The 23,045-nt window shown below is 64.2% G+C and carries 26 protein-coding genes; 12 read left to right on the top strand and 14 right to left on the bottom strand.

Features of this window, described 5'->3' with window-relative positions:
• Positions 1-80: 80 nt before the first annotated feature.
• Complete coding sequence (locus ACVC7O_RS14530; RefSeq protein WP_458322833.1) at positions 81-755, top strand: TIGR04283 family arsenosugar biosynthesis glycosyltransferase; 675 nt, start codon at positions 81-83, stop codon at positions 753-755.
• 87 nt (positions 756-842) lie between these two features.
• Positions 843-2,057 (top strand): pyridoxal-phosphate-dependent aminotransferase family protein, encoded by a 1,215-nt coding sequence (locus ACVC7O_RS14525; RefSeq protein ID WP_458322832.1) that lies wholly within the window; start codon positions 843-845, stop codon positions 2,055-2,057.
• Here the strand turns inward: ACVC7O_RS14525 and ACVC7O_RS14520 are convergent.
• Positions 2,047-2,262, bottom strand: a complete 216-nt coding sequence (locus ACVC7O_RS14520; RefSeq protein ID WP_458322831.1) for a hypothetical protein — start codon at positions 2,260-2,262, stop codon at positions 2,047-2,049. The two genes, ACVC7O_RS14525 and ACVC7O_RS14520, sit on opposite strands and share 11 nt — an antisense overlap.
• A 55-nt stretch (positions 2,263-2,317) precedes the next feature.
• The gene (locus tag ACVC7O_RS14515; RefSeq protein WP_458322830.1) at positions 2,318-3,424 is read right to left on the bottom strand and encodes a pyridoxal phosphate-dependent aminotransferase; all 1,107 of its coding nucleotides are present in this window, start codon (positions 3,422-3,424) and stop codon (positions 2,318-2,320) included.
• A gap of 113 nt (positions 3,425-3,537) precedes the next feature.
• Here ACVC7O_RS14515 and ACVC7O_RS14510 point away from each other — a divergent pair, with 113 nt between their 5' ends.
• Positions 3,538-4,326: a crotonase/enoyl-CoA hydratase family protein gene (locus ACVC7O_RS14510; RefSeq protein ID WP_458322829.1), complete on the top strand. Its 789-nt coding sequence runs from the start codon at positions 3,538-3,540 to the stop codon at positions 4,324-4,326.
• 7 nt (positions 4,327-4,333) lie between these two features.
• Here ACVC7O_RS14510 and ACVC7O_RS14505 read toward each other — a convergent pair whose 3' ends face one another.
• Together ACVC7O_RS14505 and ACVC7O_RS14500 are read right to left on the bottom strand one after the other, a co-directional pair.
• Positions 4,334-4,663, bottom strand: coding sequence for a DnaJ family domain-containing protein (locus ACVC7O_RS14505; protein ID WP_458322828.1), 330 nt, complete (start codon positions 4,661-4,663; stop codon positions 4,334-4,336).
• Between the two features lie 9 nt (positions 4,664-4,672).
• Positions 4,673-7,735: a valine--tRNA ligase gene (locus ACVC7O_RS14500; protein ID WP_458322827.1), complete on the bottom strand. Its 3,063-nt coding sequence runs from the start codon at positions 7,733-7,735 to the stop codon at positions 4,673-4,675.
• A 210-nt stretch (positions 7,736-7,945) separates the two neighbouring features.
• Between ACVC7O_RS14500 and ACVC7O_RS14495 the strand changes: the two genes are divergently transcribed.
• The 3 genes from ACVC7O_RS14495 to ACVC7O_RS14485 all read left to right on the top strand — a co-directional run bounded on the left by ACVC7O_RS14495 (position 7,946) and on the right by ACVC7O_RS14485 (position 12,098).
• A complete protein-coding gene (locus ACVC7O_RS14495) occupies positions 7,946-8,563 on the top strand; it encodes a VPLPA-CTERM sorting domain-containing protein (protein WP_458322826.1) in 618 nt (205 codons plus the stop codon).
• Positions 8,564-8,740: 177 nt separating this feature from the next.
• Entirely contained in the window at positions 8,741-11,038 is a 2,298-nt protein-coding gene (locus tag ACVC7O_RS14490) for a xanthine dehydrogenase family protein molybdopterin-binding subunit (protein WP_458322825.1), read from the top strand.
• Between the two features lie 103 nt (positions 11,039-11,141).
• Positions 11,142-12,098, top strand: coding sequence for a DUF2235 domain-containing protein (locus tag ACVC7O_RS14485; RefSeq protein WP_458322824.1), 957 nt, complete (start codon positions 11,142-11,144; stop codon positions 12,096-12,098).
• Between the two features lie 11 nt (positions 12,099-12,109).
• Here ACVC7O_RS14485 and ACVC7O_RS14480 read toward each other — a convergent pair whose 3' ends face one another.
• Together ACVC7O_RS14480 and ACVC7O_RS14475 are read right to left on the bottom strand one after the other, a co-directional pair.
• The gene (locus tag ACVC7O_RS14480) at positions 12,110-13,132 is read right to left on the bottom strand and encodes a tetratricopeptide repeat protein (RefSeq protein ID WP_458322823.1); all 1,023 of its coding nucleotides are present in this window, start codon (positions 13,130-13,132) and stop codon (positions 12,110-12,112) included.
• A gap of 192 nt (positions 13,133-13,324) precedes the next feature.
• A complete protein-coding gene (locus ACVC7O_RS14475; protein WP_458322822.1) occupies positions 13,325-13,528 on the bottom strand; it encodes a hypothetical protein in 204 nt (67 codons plus the stop codon).
• Positions 13,529-13,905: 377 nt separating this feature from the next.
• Here ACVC7O_RS14475 and ACVC7O_RS14470 point away from each other — a divergent pair, with 377 nt between their 5' ends.
• Positions 13,906-14,451, top strand: coding sequence for a flavodoxin domain-containing protein (locus ACVC7O_RS14470; protein ID WP_458322821.1), 546 nt, complete (start codon positions 13,906-13,908; stop codon positions 14,449-14,451).
• On the opposite strand, the gene ACVC7O_RS14465 is transcribed toward ACVC7O_RS14470, so the two are convergent.
• Complete coding sequence (locus tag ACVC7O_RS14465; RefSeq protein WP_458322820.1) at positions 14,440-14,943, bottom strand: PaaI family thioesterase; 504 nt, start codon at positions 14,941-14,943, stop codon at positions 14,440-14,442. The genes ACVC7O_RS14470 and ACVC7O_RS14465 overlap by 12 nt on opposite strands.
• Positions 14,944-15,011: 68 nt before the next feature.
• Entirely contained in the window at positions 15,012-15,881 is an 870-nt protein-coding gene (gene metF / locus ACVC7O_RS14460) for a methylenetetrahydrofolate reductase [NAD(P)H] (RefSeq protein WP_458322819.1), read from the bottom strand.
• An 86-nt stretch (positions 15,882-15,967) separates the two neighbouring features.
• Here metF and ACVC7O_RS14455 point away from each other — a divergent pair, with 86 nt between their 5' ends.
• On the top strand, positions 15,968-16,873 hold the full coding sequence (locus ACVC7O_RS14455; protein ID WP_458322818.1) for a LysR family transcriptional regulator: 906 nt from the start codon (positions 15,968-15,970) through the stop codon (positions 16,871-16,873).
• A gap of 9 nt (positions 16,874-16,882) precedes the next feature.
• On the opposite strand, the gene ACVC7O_RS14450 is transcribed toward ACVC7O_RS14455, so the two are convergent.
• From ACVC7O_RS14450 to ccmI, 4 genes are all read right to left on the bottom strand, one after another.
• On the bottom strand, positions 16,883-17,941 hold the full coding sequence (locus tag ACVC7O_RS14450) for a hypothetical protein (protein WP_458322817.1): 1,059 nt from the start codon (positions 17,939-17,941) through the stop codon (positions 16,883-16,885).
• Positions 17,942-18,104: 163 nt separating this feature from the next.
• Positions 18,105-18,335, bottom strand: a complete 231-nt coding sequence (locus ACVC7O_RS14445; protein ID WP_458322816.1) for a DUF1289 domain-containing protein — start codon at positions 18,333-18,335, stop codon at positions 18,105-18,107.
• A gap of 3 nt (positions 18,336-18,338) precedes the next feature.
• Entirely contained in the window at positions 18,339-18,827 is a 489-nt protein-coding gene (gene ruvX / locus ACVC7O_RS14440) for a Holliday junction resolvase RuvX (protein ID WP_458322815.1), read from the bottom strand.
• Positions 18,824-20,056, bottom strand: coding sequence for a c-type cytochrome biogenesis protein CcmI (gene ccmI, locus ACVC7O_RS14435; protein WP_458322814.1), 1,233 nt, complete (start codon positions 20,054-20,056; stop codon positions 18,824-18,826). The genes ruvX and ccmI overlap by 4 nt, the downstream gene beginning before the upstream one ends.
• 217 nt (positions 20,057-20,273) lie before the next feature.
• Between ccmI and ACVC7O_RS14430 the strand changes: the two genes are divergently transcribed.
• Positions 20,274-21,518 carry a sarcosine oxidase subunit beta family protein gene (locus tag ACVC7O_RS14430; RefSeq protein WP_458322813.1) on the top strand — a complete coding sequence of 415 codons (1,245 nt, stop codon included), beginning with the start codon at positions 20,274-20,276 and terminating at the stop codon, positions 21,516-21,518.
• A 2-nt stretch (positions 21,519-21,520) separates the two neighbouring features.
• On the opposite strand, the gene ACVC7O_RS14425 is transcribed toward ACVC7O_RS14430, so the two are convergent.
• Entirely contained in the window at positions 21,521-21,670 is a 150-nt protein-coding gene (locus ACVC7O_RS14425; RefSeq protein WP_458322812.1) for a hypothetical protein, read from the bottom strand.
• Positions 21,671-21,676: 6 nt separating this feature from the next.
• Complete coding sequence (locus ACVC7O_RS14420; protein WP_458322811.1) at positions 21,677-21,862, bottom strand: hypothetical protein; 186 nt, start codon at positions 21,860-21,862, stop codon at positions 21,677-21,679.
• Positions 21,863-22,005: 143 nt separating this feature from the next.
• Here ACVC7O_RS14420 and ACVC7O_RS14415 point away from each other — a divergent pair, with 143 nt between their 5' ends.
• The 3 genes from ACVC7O_RS14415 (at position 22,006) to ACVC7O_RS14405 (ending at position 23,037) form a co-directional block, all read left to right on the top strand.
• Positions 22,006-22,188: a hypothetical protein gene (locus tag ACVC7O_RS14415; protein WP_458322810.1), complete on the top strand. Its 183-nt coding sequence runs from the start codon at positions 22,006-22,008 to the stop codon at positions 22,186-22,188.
• A 216-nt stretch (positions 22,189-22,404) separates the two neighbouring features.
• Entirely contained in the window at positions 22,405-22,614 is a 210-nt protein-coding gene (locus ACVC7O_RS14410; protein WP_458322809.1) for a hypothetical protein, read from the top strand.
• A 93-nt stretch (positions 22,615-22,707) separates the two neighbouring features.
• Complete coding sequence (locus ACVC7O_RS14405) at positions 22,708-23,037, top strand: sarcosine oxidase subunit delta (RefSeq protein ID WP_458322808.1); 330 nt, start codon at positions 22,708-22,710, stop codon at positions 23,035-23,037.
• Positions 23,038-23,045 lie beyond the last annotated feature (8 nt).

Here is a 23,045-nt window from a genome sequence, read left to right as displayed (position 1 = left end):
TGGGCCTCCTCTTTGGGCGATGAATGTCATATAGAAACCCCGCCGCCAAGGAGAAGGGGGCGGGGGAGAGGGGAAGACAGATGCGCGCACCGATTTCGGTGGTGATACCGACGTTGAACGCCGAAGCGCAGCTTGGCGCCTGTCTGGCGGCGCTTGTGCCAGGGCTAGAGGCAGGGTTGATCCGCGAGTTGATCGTGAGCGATGGGGGCTCTGACGATGCAACCGTGGCCGTGGCGAAGGCCTGGGGGGCAGAGGTTGTGACCGGCCCTGCGTCGCGCGGAGGGCAATTGGCGCGCGGCTGCGCCGAGGCGCAAGGTGTCTGGCTTCTCGTGCTGCATGCGGACACCCAGCTGCGCGATGGCTGGGTCGGGCCTGCGATCCTGCACCTTGATACACGGCAGGCCGGGTGGTTCCGGCTCGCCTTTGCGCGCGGCGGGTTGGCAGGGCAGATCGTCGCCTGCTGGGCCAATCTGCGCAGCCGGATGGGGCTGCCCTATGGCGATCAGGGCCTCTTGCTGCCACGCGCGCTCTATGCGGATGTGGGGGGCTATCCCGATCAGCCGCTGATGGAGGACGTGGCCCTTGCGCGCGCGCTGAAGGGCAAGCTCATCGGCATCGATGCGGTGGCGGAGACCAGCCCCGCGCGCTATCACGCACAAGGCTGGGTCCGACGTGGCGCGCGCAATCTCTGGACCTTGATGCGGTACTTTTCGGGCACCTCACCTGACCGTCTGGCCGAGAGCTACCGGCGCTGAACACCGGCGCTGTCTGGCCTGCGCTTCTGCGATTGACCACGTCGCATTGACGGCTAGAGTTGCGGCACGTCAAAAAGGACAGCCTTTATGCCCCAATTGCCAAAAACCCCCGCCGGACGTGGGTATCTCGCCATTCCCGGCCCCTCGGTGATGCCGGAGGCGGTGCTGAACGCGATGCACCGCCCGGCTCCCAACATCTATGCGGGCGAGCTGCCTGAGATGATGCCGGGGATCGTGGCAGACCTGAAGCGCGTGGCCCGCACGGAGGGGCATGTGGCGATCTACATCGCCAATGGGCACGGGGTCTGGGAAGCCGCACTCGCCAATGTCATTGCGCCGGGCGACAAGGTATTGGTCCCCGCGACGGGGCATTTCGGCATGGGTTGGGCAGGGATGGCCGAAGCGCTGGGTGCCGAGGTGGAGGTGATCGACTTTGGCAAGTCGGCTCCCATGGACATGGGCCACATCGCCGAGGTGTTGGCCGCTGACACCGCGCATGAAATCAAGGCGGTGCTGGCCGTGCATGTGGACACCTCCAGCTCGGCCCGCAACGATATCGCAGCGCTCCGCGCCATGATGGATGCCGCCGGGCACCCGGCCTTGCTCATGGCCGATTGCATCGCCTCGCTGGGCTGTGACGTGTTCGAAATGGATGCCTGGGGTGTCGATGTCATGGTGACGGGCTGCCAGAAGGGCCTGATGGTCCCGCCCGGAATGGGATTCGTCTTCTTCAACGACAAGGCGGCGGGGGTCCGGGCGAAGATGCCGCGCGTCAGCAACTATTGGGACTGGACCCCGCGCGCGCATCCCGATGACTTCTGGCAATACTGGAACGGCACGGCTCCCACACATCACGTCTACGGTCTGCGCGCGGCCCTCGACATGATCCATGCCGAGGGGATCGAGGCGGTCTGGGCGCGGCATACCCTGTTGGCGCGGGCGATCTGGGCGGCCTGCGACGCTTGGAGCACCGAAGGCGCGCTGAGGATGAATATGGCAGATCCGAAGGATCGCAGCTGTGCGGTGACCTCCCTGCGGCTCGATCCGCCACAGGCCACGGAGCTACGGGCATGGACAGAGGCCCACCTGGGGCTGACCTTGGGGATTGGCCTTGGCATGACGGATCGCACGGATCCGGCCTGGCACGGCTACTTCCGTCTCGGCCATATGGGGCATGTGAACGGGCAGATGATCATGGGGCTTCTGGGCGGCATCGACGTAGGCATGAAGGCGCTGCAGATCCCCCATGGACCGGATGCGCTGGCGGCAGCGGCCGAGGTGATCGGGGGTGTCAGCTCTTAGGCGGCAGCGCCCACCGTTCGTCTTCGAGCCGTCGGCGATGCGCCAGCCAGTCGACCCAGCGGTTCACCGCGAGGCCTAGGAAGACCGCGGCGACCAAGCCCCAGATCGCAAAGAGAAACAGCAGGACCCAGGTCAGGTTGACCCCGAACATCACAATGCAGGCATTCGTGTAGTTTGGCGCCCGGCCGAGCTTGTCTCTGTCCATACCGCGTCTCGTTCGTTCAAACTCTGACGACAGTATAGGGCAGGCAACGCCCGCGTCAGCCCATTTCTGCAGCCCGGATGGCCACGGGCAGGACCTCGGCCAGGATATCGAGCTGTGCCGGTGTGCCACAGCTGATCCGGATACAGCGGTTCTGTGGCTCGGCGAGCGGCATGCGGATGAAGACGCCGCGCGCGACCATCTCGTAGAGCACCGTCTTTGCGTACTCCGGCCCACCACCACAGTCGATCGCGACGAAATTGGTTGCCGATGAGATCGGCGTGAGGCCGTTCTTGCGGGCGATGTCACCGATGCGGTTTCGCGAGGCGACGATGCGCGCCTTGACCGAGCGCAGCCAGGTCTGATCGTCGAGTGCGGCCAGCGCCCCGGCCTGCGATGCGCGATTCATGCCGAAGTGGTTGCGCACCTTGTCGAAGGCGCGGATCAGATCCGGCGCGCCCACGGCGTAACCGACGCGCGCGCCAGCGAGACCATAGGCCTTTGAAAAGGTGCGCATCCGGATCACCCGCGGGTCATCCATCGGCAAGGGCAGGGCGACGCCCCGTGGCGCGCACTCCAGATAGGCTTCGTCCAGCACCAGAAGCGTGCCCTTGGGCAGATACTGCATCGCGGCGACGATGTCGGTGCCGTCATGCGCCGTGCCCATCGGGTTGTCCGGGTTGGCCACATAGACCAGCTTGGCATCCACCTCTGCCGCCTTCCGAAACAGCGCCTTGATGTCCTCATGGTCGTCGTGCCGGTAAGGCACCTTGTGCAGCACACCGCCATACCCGGCCACATGATAGTTGAAGGTCGGATAGGCGCCATCCGAGGTCACGACAGCATCACCCGGTCCGATCATGATGCGCACGAGGTATCCTAGCAGCCCATCAATGCCTTCCCCCACCACGATCATGTCCGGCGTGATACCATGATGATCGGCCAGCGCCTCGCGCAGCTCGAAGCTTTCCGGGTCGCCGTACATCCAGTGCTGGGTCTCTGCCATGGCGCGGATGGCGATGGGGGAGGGGCCAAAGACACTTTCATTCGCGCCGAGCCGTGCGTCAAAAATCCGCGACCGCGCGCGCTCCTGTGTTTCCGGGCCGACGAAAGGCACTGTGTCGGGCAGGGATTGGGCAAGCGAGGTTAGGCGAAAGTCAGTCATGGCGTCTCTTAAAACGGCTTTGCCGCATTCGGCAAGAGTGTGCATTCCCCAACGTTTGTCTGGCTATTGCAGCGCTGCCACGGTCTGATGCGGGTAGACAAAAGGAGAAAGCCATGCCGCGCGTGACCCTCGAGGTGACAGACCATATTGCCCATGTGCAGCTCAACCGTCCGGAGAAGCGCAATGCGGTCGATCCGGAGATGTTCGAGGCCTTGATCGCGACAGGGCAGGAGGTTGCTGCCTCACAGGCACGGGCGGTGGTTCTGTCAGGCGCGGGCGAGGGGTTTTGTGCCGGGATCGATATTGGCAGCCTGGGCGGGATGATCGGCAAGGACATGGAGGCGATGATCATGCCGCGCACCCATGGCGATGGCACCACGAACCAGTGGCAGGAGGTGGCGATGATCTGGCACCGTCTCGAGGTGCCGGTGATCGCGGCTCTGCACGGCGTCTGTTTCGGAGCTGGCCTGCAGATCGCCTTGGGCGCCGATGTTCGGATCGCGGCTCCGGACACCAGGCTCGCGGTCATGGAGATGAAATGGGGGATCGTCCCGGATATGGGTGGCATGGTTTTGTTGCCGCGACTGGTGCGCTCGGATGTGCTGCGCAAGCTCGTCTACACCGCCGCGCCGATCGATGCGGCGCAGGCGGAGCGCTGGGGGCTGGTGACCGAGATTGCCGAGGATGCGCTGGCGGCGGCCTTTGCGCTCGCCGAGGATATCGCCGGTAAGAGCCCCAAGGCCATCTGCGCGGCAAAAGCCTTGATTTCCATTGCAGAACAAGAGGATGCAGAGGCGGTTCTGCTGGCGGAATCGAAGCTGCAGGCAGGGCTGATCGGGACGAAGGAACAGATGGAAGTGATCGCAGCCCAGCTCGCAAAACGAGCGCCGGTCTTCGAATGATCTGTGCTCAGGACATGAACTTGCGGCGCGCCTCTCGGGCGATCTCATAGCGCAATTCCAGATCGGCGAGCACGCCCATGGCCGCCTTCCGCGACTTCTCATCCGACGCCTTGGCGTAGGCTTCTCGCGCCGCGTCTAGCTGCTTTTTCAAGGCGAATTCCTCGGGCAGCACGCCCGCCTCGGCCATTCTCCGCATGCCGGTCGAGACGGCCGCCTCTTCAGAGGTCTCAATGGGGCGGTCGCGCAGGGGCGCGCCTTCGCCTTCCAGCCCGGACAGTTGACCGGCGGCCCGGGCCTTGGCGATCTGCTGTTCGATGAGGGAACGAAAGCTGCGCATAGGCACATACTACCCCAATTCGGCAAGCCGCGCGAAGGCCTCCTTGAGCTTGCCCTCTTCCTCCTCGCGCAGGGCGAGATTGGCACGGGTTTCCTCCACCACTTCCGCTGGCGCTGAGGCCGCGAATTTCGGGTTATTGAGCCGCCCGCGCAACCCGCCGAGCTCCTTACCCAGCTTGTCTAGCGTCTTTTGCAGACGCGCCTTTTCTTCATTGATATCAATGACGTCAGCAAGCGGCAGACCAAAGGTGGCGCCTGGCACGGCGAGGGTAACGGTGCCTTTTGGGAAGCTCTCCACCTTGTCCAGAGCCTCCACCCTGGCAAGCCGCTTGATCATGGTCTCGTTGCGGTCCCAGGCGGACTGCCCGGCGGCGTCGAGATCGGTGACCAGCAGGGGCACATAGAGACCCGCAGGCACATGCATCTGCGCGCGCGCCGACCGGATGGATTCGATCAGCGAGATCACCCAGTTGAGCTCCTGATCGGCGGCCTCATCGACCAGTTCGGCGGCCGTGTAGGTGGGCCAGTCGGCGTGCACCAGCATCTTGGCACGCTTGCCTGTTTCGCCCCAGAGCTCTTCGGTGATGAAGGGCATGATGGGATGCAACAGGATCATGCATTGGTCGAGCACCCAGGCCATCGTCGTTCGGGTCTCGTCGGCCAGATGGGCGTTCGCCTCGTCTTGCAGGAGCGGTTTGGAGAGCTCCAGATACCAGTCGCAGACCTTGCCCCAGACAAAGCTGTAGGCGGCGTTCGCGGCGTCATTGAACCGGTAGTCGGCAAGGGCCGCGTCGATCTCTTCCCGCACCCGTCCGGTCTCGCCGATGATCCATTTGTTCACCGTCTGTGTCACGTCGGTATCGGGTCGGTTTTGCGTCGGTATCACGTCGGTGCGCGCCGCGCGCTGGGCAAAGACTTCATTCATCTCCGCAAAGCGGCAGGCGTTCCACAGTTTCGTGCCGAAATTGCGGTAGCCGGCGATGCGTTGAGTCGAGAGCTTCAGGTCGCGCCCCATGGCGGCCATCGCCGTGAGCGTGAAGCGCACGGCATCGGCGCCGTACTCATCCACGAGGTCCAGCGGGTCGAGCACGTTGCCGAGCGACTTCGACATCTTCTTGCCCTTCTCGTCGCGGACGAGGGCGTGGACATAGACGGTGTCGAAGGGCTTTTGGCCGACCACCGCGTATTGCATCATCATCATCCGCGCGACCCAGAAGAAGATGATGTCAAATCCGGTGATCAGCGTGGAGGTCGGGAAGTACTTCTGCAGCGCCTCCGTGTCCTCCGGCCAGCCCAGCGTTCCAATCGGCCAAAGCCCGGATGAAAACCAGGTGTCGAGGACGTCGGGGTCGCGCCAGAGGCACACTAACTTGCCTTTGCCTGATGGATACTCAAGCATATCGTCCAAGGCGGTGGCCTGAGATAAGGTTTCGCTGAACTTAAAGTCGCCGTAGTAGTCCTGCAGTTGTGCAGCGATATCCTCGAAGGACGCGCCGCAAAATGCCTTGGGCTCGTCAAAGTCCGTCGGCAAGCCGTTGGCCAAACGAGGCCCATACCAAACCGGAATCTGGTGCCCCCACCAGAGCTGGCGCGAGATGCACCAGGGCTCGATGTTCTCCAGCCAGTTAAAATAGACCTTCTTGTCCTGCTCCGGGTGGATCGCAACATCGCCATTGCGCACCGCGTCAATTGCGGGCTGCACGATCTTGGAGGTCTCGACAAACCATTGGTCGGTCAGCATCGGCTCGATGACCACCTTTGAGCGGTCACCGAAGGGCTGCATGATCTTCTTGGCCTCGACCAGCGGCTCAAGGAAGGGCTCCTCGACCGGCAGGAAGGCGTCCTCCGGGTCCGGGTTGGCGACCGGCACCATGACGGCGAGCCCTTCGCGGGTGATCTGGTCGACCACTTTCTTACGCGCCTCGAAGCGGTCGAGCCCGCGCAGATCGTCCGGGACGAGGTTGACCGCATCGGCCTCCGCCTCGCTCAGCTCGCGCGCGCCTTGCGCCACGGCCATCGCAATCGCGGCGGCCTCGGCATAGGGTGCGCCATCGTCACGCATGGCACCCTTGGTGTCCATCAGGCGGTACAAAGGAATGCCACCGCGCTTGGCGACCGCATAGTCGTTGAAATCATGCGCCCCGGTAATCTTGACCGCACCCGAGCCGAAGTCCGGGTCCGGATATTCATCTGTGATGATCGGAATGAGACGCCGATGCTCTTTCGGCCCCACCGGGATTTCACAGAGCTTACCGACAATCGGCGCATAGCGCGCGTCGGAGGGGTGCACCGCAACCGCGCCATCGCCCAGCATCGTTTCGGGCCGCGTCGTGGCGATGGAGATATAGTCGCGCTCCTCCCGCAGGATCACCTCCCCATCTTCACCCTTCTCCAAATACTCATAGGTCTCACCGCCAGCCAATGGGTACTTGAAATGCCACATGTGCCCGTCGACCTCGATATTCTCAACCTCGAGGTCCGAGATCGCGGTTTCGAAATGCGGGTCCCAGTTGACCAGGCGTTTGCCACGATAGATCAGGCCCTTCTCGTACATGTCGACGAAAACCTTGATCACCGCATCATGGAAATTCTGCCCGCCCGGTGTGTCGCCCGGATCGCCCGGCGCGCCCGACATGGTGAAGGCCTCGCGCGACCAGTCGCAGGAGGCGCCGAGCCGTTCCAGCTGGCCCCGGATGTTGCCGCGGGACTTTTTCTTCTGATCCCAGACCAGATCGAGAAACTCATCGCGGGAGAAATCCGTGCGGCGGCGGTTGGTCTTGGCCAGCTCGCGCTCGACCACCATCTGCGTGGCAATGCCGGCGTGGTCCGTGCCCGGCTGCCAGAGCGTGTCGAACCCGCGCATCCGGTGCCAGCGAATCAGGATATCCTGCAGCGTATTGTTGAACGCATGGCCCATGTGCAGCGCCCCCGTCACATTGGGCGGGGGGATCATGATCGAGAAGGTCTCGGCGCGCGAGGCATTAGCCCCGGCAGCAAACGCGCCTGCCTCTTCCCACGCCTCGTAGAGACGCGTCTCGGCAACGCTGGCATCGAATGTTTTTTCCATGGGCATGGGCGATCATCCGTCAAGGCTTCGAACACGAAGTGCTCTAAACAAAGTCACCGGCAAGGGAAAGAGCGCGAAATCGCCTAATATCCGGGCACCCTCTAGCAAATACTCGCTTAACACGAATTTCACTATGTTAATCGTTATGAAACTGTGACCAAAGGTGTCCATGTTCAGACGTGCCGGACGTCGGCCATGCACAAAAGGAAGAGACGAATGAGGAAGATTTTAGCGATAGGTGCTTTTGCAGCATTTGCTGCTGCGCAGAGTGTTTCCGCAGCCGTCGTAGATGGTTTGGTGACCTCGGGCGCAGGCGTGTTCGAAGAGATTGCTGACCCGTCAGGGCTGACCATTGGCGAGAACAACCAGCAATCCGACAACCTGTTTGCCTTCAACGAGGTTCAGAACTTTACGCTGGACAGCGATCTGGAGACAGATATCGGTGGCACGATTTCGGCCGGGACAACCGTGTCGAGCCACTACGTCTTCTTCGACCCGGTGCGCGCGTCGCAAACCGGTTACGTGGATTTCGACGGCAAGATCCTCGGCGTGATCACCTCGCTGGGTACGCTGACGCTGAGCGACTACCTCGGCCTTGGCACGGTCGACTATCTGAGCCCCGCGCTGCGCGGCCTTGAGAACGGCGATGTGGTTGGCATCGATGAGGACAACGATCAGCGCATCCTGGTGGACTGGTTCGCAGCCTCGCCGGGTGACTACATCCGGATCATCACCGAGGGCAATCTGGGCGTTGTGCCGATCCCCGCAAGTGGTGCACTGCTGCTCGGTGGCCTTGGCCTGATGGTCGTGGCACGGCGTCGCCGCAAGAGCTGATCCCGCTTTAAGCTATTCAAGTAAAACCCCGGTGCGCTGCACCGGGGTTTTTCCGTATGGGCCCCGCGCCTGCGGGCGGGGCCGGGCGGGCGCGCTTGTCCAGTCACGCGTGACTGGACAAGCGCGCCTCCACCGCTAGTGTCCGCCCTAACGCATTGCTGCCAAAGGAGTCTCCCCATGGAAAAGTTCGGCCGATCGCAATCTGTGAAACGTGTGGAAGATGTCCGCTTTCTGACCGGGCATGGGCAGTATGTGGATGATGTGGCACCTGCGGACGCCTTGCGGGCTTTCGTGTTCCGCGCGCCTGTGGCCCATGCGACCCTCACCGGGCTGGATGTCAGCGACGCGCGCGAAGCCGAAGGCGTGCAGGCGGTGCTGACCGTCGCGGATCTGGAGGCTGCGGGCCTGCAGATCAACATGTTTGCCGCCACGATCAAGAACCGCGACGGTTCACCCGGTGCGGCGCCGAAGCGCCCGCTTCTGGCCAAGGACAAGCTGCGCTTCGTGGGCGAGCCGGTGGCCTTTATCGTGGCCGAGACGTTGGATCAGGCGCGCGATGCGGCCGAGCTCATCATGCTCGAGTATGAGGATTTGCCCGCGAAGATGGACCTCGCGGCAGGCGGCCCGGCGGTGCATGAAGACACGCCGGACAATCTCGCGTTTGACTGGGGCATGGGCGATGAGGCCGCCACCGAGGCGGCCTTCCAGGCGGCGGCCAAGACCGTGAGCCTCGAGGTGGGCGACAACCGGATCATCGTCAGCTCGCTGGAGCCGCGCGGCTGTTACGCGGAGTGGGACGGGGATCGCGTGCATGTTTCTCTGGGCGGGCAGGGGGTCTGGGAGCAGAAGAGCTTCATCGCCCGCGCGCTGGGGCTCGACGAAGAGCAGGTGCGCGTGACCACGCCCGATGTGGGCGGCGGGTTCGGCATGAAGGGCTTTCCCTATCCCGAGTACGCGCTGGCCGCCCATGCAGCCCAGATCACGGGCCGTCCGGTGCGCTGGATGTCGGAGCGCACGGAGGCGATGCTGACCGACAACGCGGGCCGCGATCTGACCTCCACGGCCGAGTTCGCCTTTGACGAAACCAACCGCATCACCGCCTACCGCGTGCACACCCGTTGCAACATGGGGGCCTACAACAGCCATTATGGGCAATTCATCCAGAGCCAGCTTTTCAGCCGGGTGCTGATAGGCGTCTATGATGTGCAGACCACCTGGCTGCATGTGGAAGGTATCTATACCAACACGACCTATGTGGACGCCTATCGCGGGGCCGGGCGGCCCGAGGCGATCTATGTGCTGGAGCGGCTGATCGACCGCGCCGCGCGCGAGCTGGGCGTGGATCCCGTGGAGCTGCGGCGGCGCAATTTCATCAAGCCCGATCAGTTCCCATACGCGACCTCGACGGGCGAAACCTATGATGTGGGTGACTTCGACAAGGTGCTCGACCGGGCGCTGGCCGAGGCGGATTTCAGCGGATTTGCCGCGCGGAAACAGACTGATGCGGCCCGGGGGCTACTGCGCGGCGTGGGTTTGTGTTACTATATCGAAAGTATTTTGGGCGATCCTTCGGAAAGCGCGAAGGTCGCATTTAACGAGGACGGTACGGTGACGATTTACGTGGGCACACAATCCACAGGCCAGGGCCACGAGACGGTCTTCGCGTCCTTCCTGGCGGATCAGACCGGCATTCCCGCGGATAAGATCAGCGTTGTCCAGGGCGACAGCGACCAGATCGCGCAGGGCGGCGGCACCGGTGGCTCGCGCTCGGTTACTGTGCAGAACAACGCGACACTGGCCACCGTGGCGCAGATGACCGAAGCCTTCACCGACTTTCTGGCCGACGAGATGGGCGTGCCCGCCTCGGAGATCGCCTTTGATGACGAGCGCTTCCGCGCTGAGGGGTCGAACCTCACGCCGACGATGCTGGAGGTGGCCGAGATGGCCCGCGACAAGGGCCGCGACGATCTTCTGGCCCATGAAGGGCGCGCGACGCTGGAGGCGCGCAGTTTCCCCAACGGCTGTCATGTTTCAGAGGTGGTGGTCGATCCGGACACTGGTGTCGTAACCGTCGACCGCTATACCGTCGTCGATGATTTTGGCAACCTTATCAACCCGATGCTGGCCGAAGGTCAGGTGCATGGCGGGGTGGTTCAGGGCATTGGTCAGGCGCTGACCGAGCATGTTGTCTTCGATGACGAGGGCCAATTGCTCACGGCATCGTTCATGGACTATGCCTTGCCGCGCGCCGACGACGTCCCCAATATTTCTTTTACATCGGAACCGGTTCCGTCCACCGCGAATATCATGGGTATGAAGGGGTGTGGCGAGGCTGGCACCGTCGGCGCGCTGGCCGCTGTGGCAAACGCGGTTCAGGATGCGCTCTGGGAGCGCGGGGTCCGGCAGGCGGATATGCCTTTCACCCCGCACAAGGTTTGGGAGTTGTTGAACGGTGAGCCCATCGCGGCGGAATAACAGATGGCTCGGCTGGCTGCGCAGCAGGTTCTGGCGCCGGCCCGATAGCGATTTCGGCCCCCGCCGCGGCCCTGTCATTCATGTTGTGATCCTCGATGGCACGATGTCCTCGCTCGAACCCGGGTGCGAGACCAACGCGGGCCGCGCCTATCATCTTTGCCGCGAAGTGGGCAGCCCGCTGTCGATCTACTACGAGCCCGGGTTGCAATGGCGTGGCTGGAAGTCGGCGATGGATGTGCTGATGGGGCGGGGGATCAACCGGCAGATTCGCCGCGCGTACGGCTATCTCGCCTCGCGCTACCGCCCGGGCGACAAGATCTTCCTGATGGGCTATTCCCGCGGGGCTTATGCGGTGCGCAGCCTGGCGGGCATCATCGACCAGGTTGGGCTCTTGACGGCGGAGCATGCGACCGAACGCAACATCCGCGACGCCTACCGGCATTACGAGAGCGACCCGGCGAGCCCCTGCGCGCAGGAGTTCGCGGAGGCCTATTGCCTGCGCGACGTCGAGATCGAGATGATCGGCGTCTGGGACACGGTCAAATCGCTCGGTTTCAACGCGCCGGTGCTCTGGCGCTTCAGCGAGAAACGGCATGCGTTTCACAACCATGCGCTCAGCCACAACGTGAAGGCCGGGTTCCAGGCGCTGGCGCTCGATGAGACGCGGGCAGCTTATTCACCGGTGCTCTGGACCTCGCCTGAAGGCTATGAGGGCCGGGTCGAACAGGTGTGGTTCGCAGGCACCCATGGGGATGTGGGCGGGCAGCTTGGCGGCTATGAACTGGCGCGCCCGCTGGCCAATATCCCGCTGGTCTGGATGCTGGAGCGGGCGCAGATGAACGGGCTGCCGCTGCCGGACGGATGGAGCGGGCGGTTCCTTCAGGACGCGACAGCGCCGATGCTGGGCACCTTCCGAGGCAATGGCAAGTGGTTCATCACCCGCCGGGCGCGGGCGCCGATGGTCGACCCGTCGGAACGGATGCATGACAGCGTGACCCTGCGCGCTGCGGCCCGCCCGGTGAGCCGCGCAAGTTGGATGGGGTTTCGCCGTCCGGTCTGAGGCGCGGTGGATCAGGGGTCAAACGCGACCCCGGGGCAGCCGAGTTCGGCCCAGGCAGAGAGGGCTGCATCGGATGTGTCGCCAATGACGCCGTCGATCGCCCCCTTATAGACGCCAGCGTCTGCCATGATCTGCTGAAACTCCTGCAGGTGGGCCTTGCTCCAGCTGCGCGTGGCGAGCGATTTGCGGTAGGCCTCGGCGGCAGCGTCCGGCTGACCGCTATTGCAGAAGATCAGCGCAGCGGTGACATGCGCATTGCCGATCACACCGTTGTAAACACAGCTCTTTCGCGGGTAGCTGTCCATCAGATCCTGTAGCGTGGCGCGCGCGGCGGCAATGTCTCCATCCTGATGAAAGAGCAGCGCCTTCGAATGCCAAGGTGAGGTGGAGACCACCTCGCCGGTGAACCTGTTGCGCTCCTCGCAGGGAAGATGCGCCACCGCTGGCGAGATGGAGATGTCGGCAAGCTTCGATTTGGCCAATGCGATGCGGCGGTCCGAGATGCGGTACATTTCTTCCCGGTCGCCCTCGCTCCAGACCCGGTGCAGCCGGAAGAGGCTGCGCAAATGCTCCTCACTGTTGGCGTGATAGCTCAACGCCGCCTCGAAACAAGCCTTCGCCTTGGGGTAGTCGCCCCGTTCCGCGTGGTCGATGCCCCGGTTGTGCAGCAGGACGGACGCTTCAACCGGATGAGCGGGCAGGGTCAGCTCGGGCGCGCAAGCCCTTTGGCTGGTGCGCGGCGTTTCGGCCCCGCGCACCTGCAGGAGGGCAAAGGCGGCGAACCCCGCGAAGATCAGAAAGATCCAGGTGGAGTTGCGCACCAGGCGGACGGTGACATAAGACAGCCGGTTGCCACTGGCGATCTGCTGAGAGGATGCACCCGGCGCGCGGGCCTTCGGTGGTTTCGACGGGCCGCGAAAGAAGAGCCACACAGCAGCGAGTGCGGCGCCCAGACCGCCCAGAAATTTTAGACTCCAATCCGCAAGGTCTCGGTTGTCCGGGTTGCGGATCCACTCAAGGATCACGTCAAACATCGTTCTGCGCCAAATGAATTTCGAAAATAAATGCGGTCAGATTAAACCATGGCGTGTGCTCTGTCTATGAAAGAGGCGGCGGGCTGCCACAGCTGTGCTGATCACGGACAGCTGCCGCGGGTGCGTCAGCGCCGCTGCGCGGAGCGCCCGCAGGCCCGCGGGTCGTTGACGACCCCCGGGCCTGCGGGCCCCTCAGAACGGGAAGCGATGCTGTGTGGGCGGCGGGCGTTCGATCTCGGGCAAGAGACCGACGTCCCGTCTGAGATACTCCGGCAGATCGACCCGACCGCGCAGGTTCGACCGTGTGCGCCGGGGCCGCTGGATGAGGATCGCGACCAGCCGCAACAGAAGCCCGTTGGACCGGCCGAAAGGGATGTAAAGTGATAAGCTTGGCATGTTTGCTCTCCATGGATGATGGAAAGCCGCCGCATGAGGAGAACGCATAAAAAAAGGCCGCATCATGAGGCGGCCTTCGGATTAGAAACCTGTCAGACCGCGTTAACGCGCAAACGCGCCTACCAGGCGCAGTGTTGGGATCTGACATTTCATCATAGCTGACCTTTTGGGTTCAGGGTTTCCGTAACGTCGCTTTAGCAGGCCGATGAGAGTCGCTCAACAGTGAAATGGTACATTGGTGCAATTTCGCTGATCTGTGGGCCAGGGGGCTGCGCGTGGCGCGATCACAGTCCGGGCGCGGCGCATATGATCTGGAACAAGGCGGCGGGTGCCGAACCATAGTATGTCTGCGGCAAACGCACCTCCAGGAGGACGACATGACCGTTCTGATTGCCTATGCAAGCCTCGAAGGGCAGACCCGCAAGATCGCCGATTTCGTCGCGGAGGCGGCGCGCACGGCGGGTGCCGAGGTTCAGATGTTCGACACCGCCGACAAGACCGCGCCGATTGATTTCAGCATGATCGACCATGTCGTGCTGGCCGCCCCGGTGCACGAGCGCCGCCATCCGCTGACCTTCGAGGTCTTTGTGGGCGCCCATCGCAGTGATTTGGAGGCCCGTCCGGTGCTGATGCTGTCGGTCAGCTTGAATGCCGCCTTCGACGAGGGGCAGGAGGAAGCGCAGGAGTATGTGACCGAGATGGAGATGCGCACACGGTTCACGCCGGATCGCACCCTGTTGGTCGCGGGGGCCGTGCAGGCGGGCAGCTACGAATATTTCGAGACGCAGATCCTGCGCCACGTCGTCTTGCGCGATTTCGATTATGACGTGAGCGACGGCCCGAAGGAGTTCACCGATTGGGACGCGCTGCAGGAGGCACTCGGAGCCTTCCTCAAGGAGCCTGCCGCCTCGTCATCGGCCTGAGGGCGGTGGTGCCTCGTCCATCTTCATGATGATGCAGGTCGTGGAACCTGTGGCATAGATCTTGCCGTCCTCCAACCCGCGGATCTCACCATGCGCCACGCCGGTGGAGCGGCCCGCATGGTCAACCTCGCCGATGCAGTCGATCATCAGGCCGAGCGGGATGTTGCGGGTGATGTTGATCTTGAATTCCAGCGTTGTGTAGACCGACCCGCGCGGCACCTTTGTCATCACTGCGCAGGCCATGGCGCTGTCGAGCAGGGTGCCGTACCAGCCGCCGTGCACGGTGCCCATGGGGTTTGTCACGTTGAATTCAGGCGTGCCACGAAAGACCGCGCGGCCGTCTGATACGTCGTGCAGCCTGTAGCCCATGGTCTCGCCAATGGGCGGGCCGGGGCTGTGCCCGGTCAGGATGCTCTGCATGAACTCCAGCCCGGACATGGATAGAAGCTCTTCCCGGCTCATCAGGTCGGCGGGCGAGGTGGCGACGAACATCTGGGCAGCTCCGGCACGTGGGATGACGTGGCGGCAGCTAAGCGCTGTTTTTCAGGACAGGCAAGGTGTTACGCGACGTCGCGCACGCCGGTGGTCGCGAGGGTCACGCCAAGCGCGTGGCAGATCTCGCGCGTCATCTCGGGGCGGTTGAGCGTGTAGAAATGCAAGCTATCGACGCCCTCATCGACCAGATCGGAGCACAGCTCGGTGCAGAGTGCCGTGGCGAGCAGGTCGTGCCGGTCATCACGGATCGCCGTCTCGAAGGCCTGATCGATCCAGGCTGGCACGGTGGCGCCGCAACGCAGGGCGAATTTGCGGGCGTTGGTCCAGTTGACGATCGGCAGGATACCGGGCGTGATCGGTGCGGTGATGCCCGCCGCTGCACAATCATCGCGGAAGCGCAGGAAGGTTTCGGCCTCGAAGAAGAACTGGGTGATCGCCTCGGCGGCGCCTGCGTCGATCTTGGCTTTCAGCCAGTCGATGTTTGCGGCCTGAGTGGCCGCTTCGGGGTGCTTTTCGGGGTAGGCGCCCACGCGCAGGGTGAATTGGCCCGATTGCGCCAGCGCCTCGATCAGCTCGACCGAATTGGCAAACCCATCGGGGTGCGCGGTGAAGCGCTCTTCGCCGTCGGGCGCGTCGCCGCGCAGGGCGACGATGTCGGTGATCCCGGCCTGGGCAAAGCGCTGGGCGATGGCGAGGGTTTCGGATCTGGACGCGCCCACACAAGTGAGATGCGCCGCCACCGGCAGACCGGAGGATTTGCGCAGCGTGTAGGCCGCGTCATGGGTGAGGTCGCGCGTGCTGCCGCCCGCGCCGTAGGTGACAGAGAAAAACCGCGGCTCGAGCGGGGCGAGCGCCTGCGCGGTCTCCCACAGCTTGAAGGAGGCATCGATCGAGCGCGGCGGGAAGACTTCGAAGGAGACGGAGGGCGTGGGCATGGCGGCATCCTTTAGGTTGTGCATCTTGTGCCACAGGTCGCTTCGTGAGACAAACTCATAACTCTCATCTTTAACATGAGCATGACATGCATATCGAATTCCGCCACTTGCGCACGATCCAGGCGATCCACGAGGCCGGTGGGCTGTCGCTGGCCGCGGAGAAGCTGCACATCACGCAATCGGCCCTCAGCCATCAAATCAAAGGGCTTGAGGATCAGGCGGGGGTGGAGCTCTTTGTGCGGCGCTCGAAGCCCTTGAAGCTGTCCCCGGCGGGGCTGCGGCTTTTGAAATTGGCGCAGCAGGTGTTGCCTCAGGTGCAGGCGCTGCAGGAGGAATTCACCGGCTTGCGCGAGGGCAGCGCGGGGCGGATGCATATCGCCATCGAATGCCACGCCTGTTTCGAGTGGCTGTTCCCGGTGCTGGAGCGGTTTCGCAAGAACTGGGGCGAGGTGGATGTAGATATCCGGCCGGGGCTCGCCTTTGACGCGATGCCCGCGCTTTTGAAGGAGGAGGTGGATCTCGTGGTCTCCTCCGACCCGGAAGACATGCCGGGTGTCGAATTCATAGAACTCTTTGATTATGCGCCGGTTTTTGTCGCCGCGAGCGCGCATCCGCTGGCTCAGAAAGCCTTTGTGGAGGCGGCGGATTTTCGGGATCAGACACTGATCACCTACCCGGTGGAGCGCACGCGGCTGGATGTGTTCAGCCAGTTGCTGATCCCCGCCAAGGTGGAGCCCGCCGCGATCCGGCAGGTGGAGCTGACGGCGGTGATCCTGCTTCTGGTGGCCTCGAACCGGGGGGTGTCGGTGCTGCCCGATTGGGTGGTGCGCGAGGTGAAGTATTCCTCGGATTACATCACGCGGCCTTTGACCAAGGAGGGGATCACGCGCAGACTTTATGCGGCGGTGCGCAGCGATGATCTGGGCAAGCCTTTCATGAAACAGCTGCTGGAGTTTGCGGGCGAGGAGGCGCGCAAGCTGCAGGCGGTCTGAGGGCTGTGCCTATTGCAGGCTGCGGATGAAGCGGTTGCCGAGGCGGATGAGCTCATCCACCGGGTTGGCCTGCCGGTTCCACGCCGAGCGGCGGTTGGTGGTGCCATCGAGCCAGACCTCGACCCGCCCCGGCGCGCCATTGCCGCTTTGGGTGAAATCGCGCGCCTCGATCTGCAAATCCTGCGCCAGCGTGCGGGCCACGGCGGCATCGGTCGCGTCGTAATAGCGTACGTGGGGCGCGGAAATCGTCAGACTGAGGCGCTGCACGGTGGCCACTTCAAACCCGCTCTGGCCCAGCTGCGCGGTGCTCTGATCGAGCGCTGCGGTGGTCACGCTGTCGGGCGCGTAGACGTGAATCTTGGGCAGGATGGCGGGGATGGCTTCTGCCTCTGTCGGCGCAAGTGTCGGCGCGGCGGGCGCCGGGTCCGGCGTCTTGGCGGGCGGAGCAAGCTCGGCGGTTTCGGAGGCCACCGGTCCCGCAGACGGCTGCGCTGGTGTGATCGCGGGTGGCGCCTCCACCTCGGCCAACGTCTCGGGCGCGCGGCTGCCCACCGACAGGGCGGTGCCGAAGCCGAAGGACAGCCCGAAGCCCAGAGCCGTACAGCAGGCGATGGCCAGCAGCGCGGTACGGCCCGAGATGCGGCGCGTGTTGTCGGGGGCAAAGGCCGCGGGGCGGCTGGGCGCACGCCGGACGCTGTCGACCGCCTGGTGGCGGATCGCCCGCAGCACCGGCTTTTCCGATTTCGGTGTGGTCAGCGGCGGCGGGGTGCGGGCAAAGGGCGGCACCGGCGCCTTGGCGAGCGTGGTCGGGTCCGGGGCCTCGGGCGGTTTTGGCGGCTCGTCGGGTGGCGCGGGCGGTGGGGTTTCGACCGCTGCAAGTGGCTGAATCTTGGGACCGGCAGGTCCCGCGGTTTTGGCGCGGCTTTTCTCGGCCAGCACCTGTTCACGGCGCGCGCGCGCGGCTTCGACCCGCTGGTCCCAGTCGCCGGAGCTCAGCAGATCGGTGATTTGCGCTTGTTTTGAACCGCTTGTGTCTTCGCTTGCAGTCGTCTGTGTCGTCCCCGCCATTCTCGTCAGGCCTCAGCTAGGATGTCCCACGTGTTCGGGCCGCGCGGACCTATGGCGGCATAGTAGCCCGGACGGTGGGTGCGGTAAAAACACGGGCGGGCGTTCCGGGGGCTTTGAGCAGCTTATTGCTGGTCTGAGAGCAGTTTGTGGGCGCCCCGGGCGATCAGCGCGCGAGACGGGCCGCGCGACCGCCGCGGCGCTTGACGAGTTGGCCCTGACGGGTTGGCAGGTCGGCCATCACGCTGCGGCGCGCCTCGGGGGTCATCTTCGACCAGGCGGTGATCTCGTCGATGGAGCGCAGACAGCCGGTGCAAAGCCGCGCCTCGGGGTGGATCACGCAGACCTTGATGCAGGGGCTCTCGACCTCGTCGCGGCGCCAGATGTCGTCACTCATACTCTACCCCTTGTCTGCGCTGCGGATGACGCGGATGCGGTCCAGCGCGCCCTGCAAGATATAACCGGCGGCCACGTGATCAATGACCTCGGCGCGACGTTTTCGCGACGTATCCGCCTCCAAGAGCGCGCGTTCGGCGGCAACGGTCGAGAGGCGCTCGTCCCAGAAGGTGATGGGCAGGTCGAACCCGGCGGTCTGCGCGAGGTTGCGGGCAAAGGCGCGGGTCGACTGGCAGCGCGGGCCTTCGGTGCCGTCCATGTTGCGCGGCAGGCCGAGGACCAGCCCGCCGATGTGGCGGTCTTTCAGGATATCGGCCAGCCGCGCGGCGTCCTGGCCGAACTTCTTGCGCTTGATGGTTTCCAGCGGCGTGGCGATGGAGAGAAACGTGTCGGAGACGGCGACACCGATGGTCACGGTGCCAAGATCGAGCCCCGCGAGGCTTTGCATGGGGGGCAGGGCGGCGGCGAAGCCCGCCAGATCGTCGTGGATCATTCGGCAACCTGCGCCCGCTGGCCCGCGCGCAGCAGAAGATCGAGTGCGCGGGTGTCATCGGCAAAGACCTCGACCGCGTTGTCATAGACCGCGCGCGCCTGGTCCTGCCGCCCCAGCACGCCAAGCGCGGTGATGAGCTGGGCCCAGTCCTGCACCGGACCACCTTCGCTCGCGAGCCGCTCGGAGAGACCGGTGACCATGCCTTCGATCATCTCCATGCGTTCGACGGGGGAGAGATCGCCCGCCGCTTCGATGTCGGATGCGGAGGGGCCGCGCCCGCTGCCGATCTCGGGCAGCTGGTAGTTCACGCCCGCACGGATCGCCATATCTTCGATCTGGGCCAGGATCGGGGGGATCCAGGGCGCATCTTCCGGCCCGCGGCGCAGGAGCGCGTCCCAGGTCCGGAAGGCGGTGTCGGGCCGCCCGGTCTGGGCCATCATCAGTCCCATGTAGTAGCGCGCGGTGCCATTGTTGGGTTCGAGCACCAGCGCCTGTTGCAGCGCCGCTTCTGCCTCGGGCGAGACATAGCCGCCAGCCGCAACCACGAGCATATCGGCAAGGTCCGTGTGATCCTGCGCCGTGACCGCTTCACCCTTGATGCGGATGACTTCCTGCTGCGCCTCGGCGGCGGCGCGGAAATTGCCGAGGTTCGCCTCGTTCTGGGCCAGCAGGATGTGGCCTTGCAGATCATCGGGACGGCGCGCCACGGTGTCGCGCAGCTGCTCCACCAGGGCCACATAGTCGGGGCTTGCCCCCTCTGGCGTCGGGGCGGGCGGCAGGCTGGCTTCGGCCTCGGCCTGGCTGGGCCGCTCGGCCCGCGCTTCCTCGGCAAACGAGATCCGGTCGGCGAGGGACAGATCGCCATAGCCCGGCGCGCCGAGCTGCAGATACATCGCGATGCTGCCTGCCACGAGGACCAGCGCGATCAGACCGCCTACAACGCCGGGCGCGCCCTTGCTGGCATCTGCGGCGACGTTGTCCTTTTGCAAGGCGGCGTCTGCCGCGAGGATGCGGCGGGAGACTTCGGCGCGCACGCGGTCGGCGTCTTCGGGGCTGACAACACCGCGCGCGAGGTCCTTGTCGATCTCCTTCAACTGGTCGCGGTAGACGCGCAGATCGTACGCGGCCGGCGGCACCGCCGCCCCGCTGCGCGGCGCGCGCAGCCCGAGCGCCAGCAGTATCGCGATGGCCAGCGCCAACCCGCCCGCGAGCATCCAGAATATCGCCATACACTCTCTCTCCTCGACCTCTCACTTAGCGATCAATGGGCCCCGGCAAAAGGGGCAAACGGTCACGGATGTGCGGGGAGCTCCTGCAATTGCCTGTGGTGTCGCAAACTTGTTAGAAAGAGGCGCGCGCAGTCTCTCCTTTTTTGGCAGGTTCAGCAGAACAGGAACAGCCGGTGCGTCTGCGCGCGGGTGTCTGTCGTCTTGGGGTGATCTGGCCATGAAACGTTATTCCGTCTTTGCCGTGGCGCGCGAGGCTGCGCGCTATCACACCGGCTGGGAGCGGGCGTGGAAGAAAGCGGAGCCCAAGCCGCGTTATGACGTGATCATCATCGGCGGTGGCGGGCACGGGCTGGCCACGGCGTATCATCTGGGCAAGCGTTTCGGGATCAAGAACGTGGCGATCCTTGAGAAAGGCTGGTTGGGCGGTGGCAACACAGGGCGGAACACGACGATCATTCGCAGCAATTACCTGCAGGATCCGTCCGCGGCGCTCTACGAGAAGTCTCGGTCGCTCTATGAGACGATGAGCCAGGACCTGAATTACAACGTGATGTTCTCCCCCCGCGGGGTGATCATGCTGGCGCAGACGCATCACGAGGTGCGCGGCTATCAACGGACCGCCCATGCCAATGCGCTGCAGGGCGTGAAGACCGAATTCATCGGGCCGCGCCGGGTGAAGGATCTGGTGCCGATCATCAACATCGACGGGCCGCGCTATCCGGTGCTGGGTGGGCTGTGGCAGGCGCGCGGCGGCACCGCGCGGCATGACGCGGTGGCCTGGGGCTATGCGCGGGCGTGCTCGGACATGGGCATGGATGTGATCCAGCAGTGCGAAGTGACGGCGATCCGCCGAGAGGGCGGCAAGGTTGTGGGTGTCGACACCACGAAGGGCGCGATTGATTGCGACAAGCTCGGCATCGTGGTGGCGGGCAATTCGGGTCATGTGGCGGGGCTGGCGGGCTTCCGGCTGCCGATTGAGAGCGTGGCGCTGCAGGCGCTGGTCAGCGAGCCGATCAAGCCTTGCATGGATGTGGTCGTCATGGCCAACACCGTGCACGGTTACATGAGCCAGTCCGACAAGGGCGAGATGGTGATCGGCGGCGGCACGGACGGCTACAACAACTACACTCAGCGCGGTGCGTTTCATCACATTGAGGAAACCGTGCGGGCGCTGATCGAGACCTTCCCGATGATCTCGCGTCTGAAGATGCTGCGGCAATGGGGCGGGATCGTGGATGTGACGGGCGACCGTTCCCCCATTTTGTCGAAAACGCCAGTGGAGAACGTGTTTATCAACTGTGGTTGGGGCACTGGCGGGTTCAAAGCGACGCCGGGCTCGGGCTGGGCGATGGCGGAGCTGATGGCGAAGGGGCACGGGCCGCTGACGGATGCCTTTGGGCTCGAGCGCTTCCGCGAGGGCCGCTTCATCGACGAAAGCGTCGCCGCGGGGGTCGCGCATTGATGTCAGTCGCCGCCACCGCCATCGCCGGGTCCGCCACCGATCCCTTCGCGGTTTGTCCCGCTGTCGGGTTTGTGCGCGGTGCCGCGCCAGATAATGACCGCCACCGCGGTGATCAACGCCGCAAGGGCGGCCAGGCCAAGACCATCGGACACGGGCCGTCAGTCGTGGGTTTTCTCGCCCTGACCGGCAGCACTGCCGAAGGCGATCAGGCTGCCCACATCCACTTCACGCCCGCCGCGCGCGGCCTTGCGCTCGGCGATGCCGCGACGCTCGCGCACCAGCATGATGATTGCCACCACCGCGATGGCACCGAAGACCAGGACGGCCATCATTTCCTTGCTCATCTGAGGCTCCTCTCTCCTCGTCGTTGCCGAAGGATAGCGCGGTTTTCGCCGCTTGGCGATATTTACCACGCGCGGGTTTTTCGGAACCGCGCGCTCCTTTCCGGTGTTTCTTCTGCAAGCGAAACGCAAAGAGGAGACATATCATGTCCGATCAAACGCAGCAGAACTCAAGTGGTGGCAACACAGGCCTGGCCTTCGTGGTCGGCATGCTCGTCGTCATCGTCGGGATCCTGGCCTATTTCATGCTGGCCGATGACGCAGGCCTGTCGGTGGAAGGCCCTGACACCGCGATCGAGGGGGCAGCAGAGGCCATTTCGGGCGAATAACGCCCGCACTTTCGCCACGGGGCACGCCGCCAGGACGACATTGCGTCCCGGCGGCGTTCCGCGTTTTTGTATCAAATTCCCGCCATCGGCACCTTTTGGCCAGTCCGTCTGCGGCGCTCCGGCTTCACACCGCCCAAATTCAGGGCCACGCCCCGCTGATGTTGTTCCCATGGTCCCGACAGCCAAACTGGCCTCCCGTAACAAGGAGATTGACCAATGGCTGACTATACGACCCACAACTCAGATGGTGTCAGCGGCAAGGGCATCTTTATCGCGCTCGTGGTTATCGGCGCGTTCGTCTTCCTGCTGGCCGTCCTGGGCACGAGCACCGTTCCACCGGATGGGGAAGGTGCCGCTGACCCGGCTGCCATCGAAACGGCACCCGCAGCGCCGGCTGACACTACAGCCCCTGCCGTGGTGGAATAACACAACACCTCTTCCTCCCCTGACCGCAGCAGGCGGGCGTCTCTTGGCGCCCGCCTTTTTGCTGTGCGCGTCCGCAACTGCCGGAGCCCGCCCATGCTGATCCTCACCTGTCCTGTCTGCGGCGTGACCGCCGAGGAAACCGAATTCCACGGCGGCGGCGAGGCGCATCTCACCCGACATGGGCCCGGCAGTTCGGACGATGATTTCGAGGACTACCTCTTCATGCGGGAGAACCCGCGCGGCGTGCATTTCGAGCGCTGGCGCCATATCTATGGCTGCGGCAAGTGGTTCCACGCCGCGCGCTGCACCACCACGCTCGAGGTCTTCGGCACCTATCCGGCGCAGACCACCGAGCCGCCGAAGGAGCTGCGCAAGATCATCTCCAAGAAGCGCCCCGGCTGGACGTGGAGAGATCTCGCATGATCCTTCAC

This window comes from Roseobacter cerffii, from assembly GCF_054226325.1.
This window is presented reverse-complemented; position numbering and strand designations above follow the sequence as displayed.

What these genes read in the sequence shown, in the direction of transcription:
- ACVC7O_RS14530 (WP_458322833.1), top strand. Translation starts at nt 81, where the DNA reads ATGCGCGCACCGATTTCGGTGGTGATACCGACGTTGAACGCCGAAGCG.
- ACVC7O_RS14525 (WP_458322832.1), top strand. Translation starts at nt 843, where the DNA reads ATGCCCCAATTGCCAAAAACCCCCGCCGGACGTGGGTATCTCGCCATT.
- ACVC7O_RS14520 (WP_458322831.1), bottom strand. Translation starts at nt 2,262, where the DNA reads ATGGACAGAGACAAGCTCGGCCGGGCGCCAAACTACACGAATGCCTGC.
- ACVC7O_RS14515 (WP_458322830.1), bottom strand. Translation starts at nt 3,424, where the DNA reads ATGACTGACTTTCGCCTAACCTCGCTTGCCCAATCCCTGCCCGACACA.
- ACVC7O_RS14510 (WP_458322829.1), top strand. Translation starts at nt 3,538, where the DNA reads ATGCCGCGCGTGACCCTCGAGGTGACAGACCATATTGCCCATGTGCAG.
- ACVC7O_RS14505 (WP_458322828.1), bottom strand. Translation starts at nt 4,663, where the DNA reads ATGCGCAGCTTTCGTTCCCTCATCGAACAGCAGATCGCCAAGGCCCGG.
- ACVC7O_RS14500 (WP_458322827.1), bottom strand. Translation starts at nt 7,735, where the DNA reads ATGCCCATGGAAAAAACATTCGATGCCAGCGTTGCCGAGACGCGTCTC.
- ACVC7O_RS14495 (WP_458322826.1), top strand. Translation starts at nt 7,946, where the DNA reads ATGAGGAAGATTTTAGCGATAGGTGCTTTTGCAGCATTTGCTGCTGCG.
- ACVC7O_RS14490 (WP_458322825.1), top strand. Translation starts at nt 8,741, where the DNA reads ATGGAAAAGTTCGGCCGATCGCAATCTGTGAAACGTGTGGAAGATGTC.
- ACVC7O_RS14485 (WP_458322824.1), top strand. Translation starts at nt 11,142, where the DNA reads ATGTCCTCGCTCGAACCCGGGTGCGAGACCAACGCGGGCCGCGCCTAT.
- ACVC7O_RS14480 (WP_458322823.1), bottom strand. Translation starts at nt 13,132, where the DNA reads ATGTTTGACGTGATCCTTGAGTGGATCCGCAACCCGGACAACCGAGAC.
- ACVC7O_RS14475 (WP_458322822.1), bottom strand. Translation starts at nt 13,528, where the DNA reads ATGCCAAGCTTATCACTTTACATCCCTTTCGGCCGGTCCAACGGGCTT.
- ACVC7O_RS14470 (WP_458322821.1), top strand. Translation starts at nt 13,906, where the DNA reads ATGACCGTTCTGATTGCCTATGCAAGCCTCGAAGGGCAGACCCGCAAG.
- ACVC7O_RS14465 (WP_458322820.1), bottom strand. Translation starts at nt 14,943, where the DNA reads ATGTTCGTCGCCACCTCGCCCGCCGACCTGATGAGCCGGGAAGAGCTT.
- metF (WP_458322819.1), bottom strand. Translation starts at nt 15,881, where the DNA reads ATGCCCACGCCCTCCGTCTCCTTCGAAGTCTTCCCGCCGCGCTCGATC.
- ACVC7O_RS14455 (WP_458322818.1), top strand. Translation starts at nt 15,968, where the DNA reads ATGCATATCGAATTCCGCCACTTGCGCACGATCCAGGCGATCCACGAG.
- ACVC7O_RS14450 (WP_458322817.1), bottom strand. Translation starts at nt 17,941, where the DNA reads ATGGCGGGGACGACACAGACGACTGCAAGCGAAGACACAAGCGGTTCA.
- ACVC7O_RS14445 (WP_458322816.1), bottom strand. Translation starts at nt 18,335, where the DNA reads ATGAGTGACGACATCTGGCGCCGCGACGAGGTCGAGAGCCCCTGCATC.
- ruvX (WP_458322815.1), bottom strand. Translation starts at nt 18,827, where the DNA reads ATGATCCACGACGATCTGGCGGGCTTCGCCGCCGCCCTGCCCCCCATG.
- ccmI (WP_458322814.1), bottom strand. Translation starts at nt 20,056, where the DNA reads ATGGCGATATTCTGGATGCTCGCGGGCGGGTTGGCGCTGGCCATCGCG.
- ACVC7O_RS14430 (WP_458322813.1), top strand. Translation starts at nt 20,274, where the DNA reads ATGAAACGTTATTCCGTCTTTGCCGTGGCGCGCGAGGCTGCGCGCTAT.
- ACVC7O_RS14420 (WP_458322811.1), bottom strand. Translation starts at nt 21,862, where the DNA reads ATGAGCAAGGAAATGATGGCCGTCCTGGTCTTCGGTGCCATCGCGGTG.
- ACVC7O_RS14415 (WP_458322810.1), top strand. Translation starts at nt 22,006, where the DNA reads ATGTCCGATCAAACGCAGCAGAACTCAAGTGGTGGCAACACAGGCCTG.
- ACVC7O_RS14410 (WP_458322809.1), top strand. Translation starts at nt 22,405, where the DNA reads ATGGCTGACTATACGACCCACAACTCAGATGGTGTCAGCGGCAAGGGC.
- ACVC7O_RS14405 (WP_458322808.1), top strand. Translation starts at nt 22,708, where the DNA reads ATGCTGATCCTCACCTGTCCTGTCTGCGGCGTGACCGCCGAGGAAACC.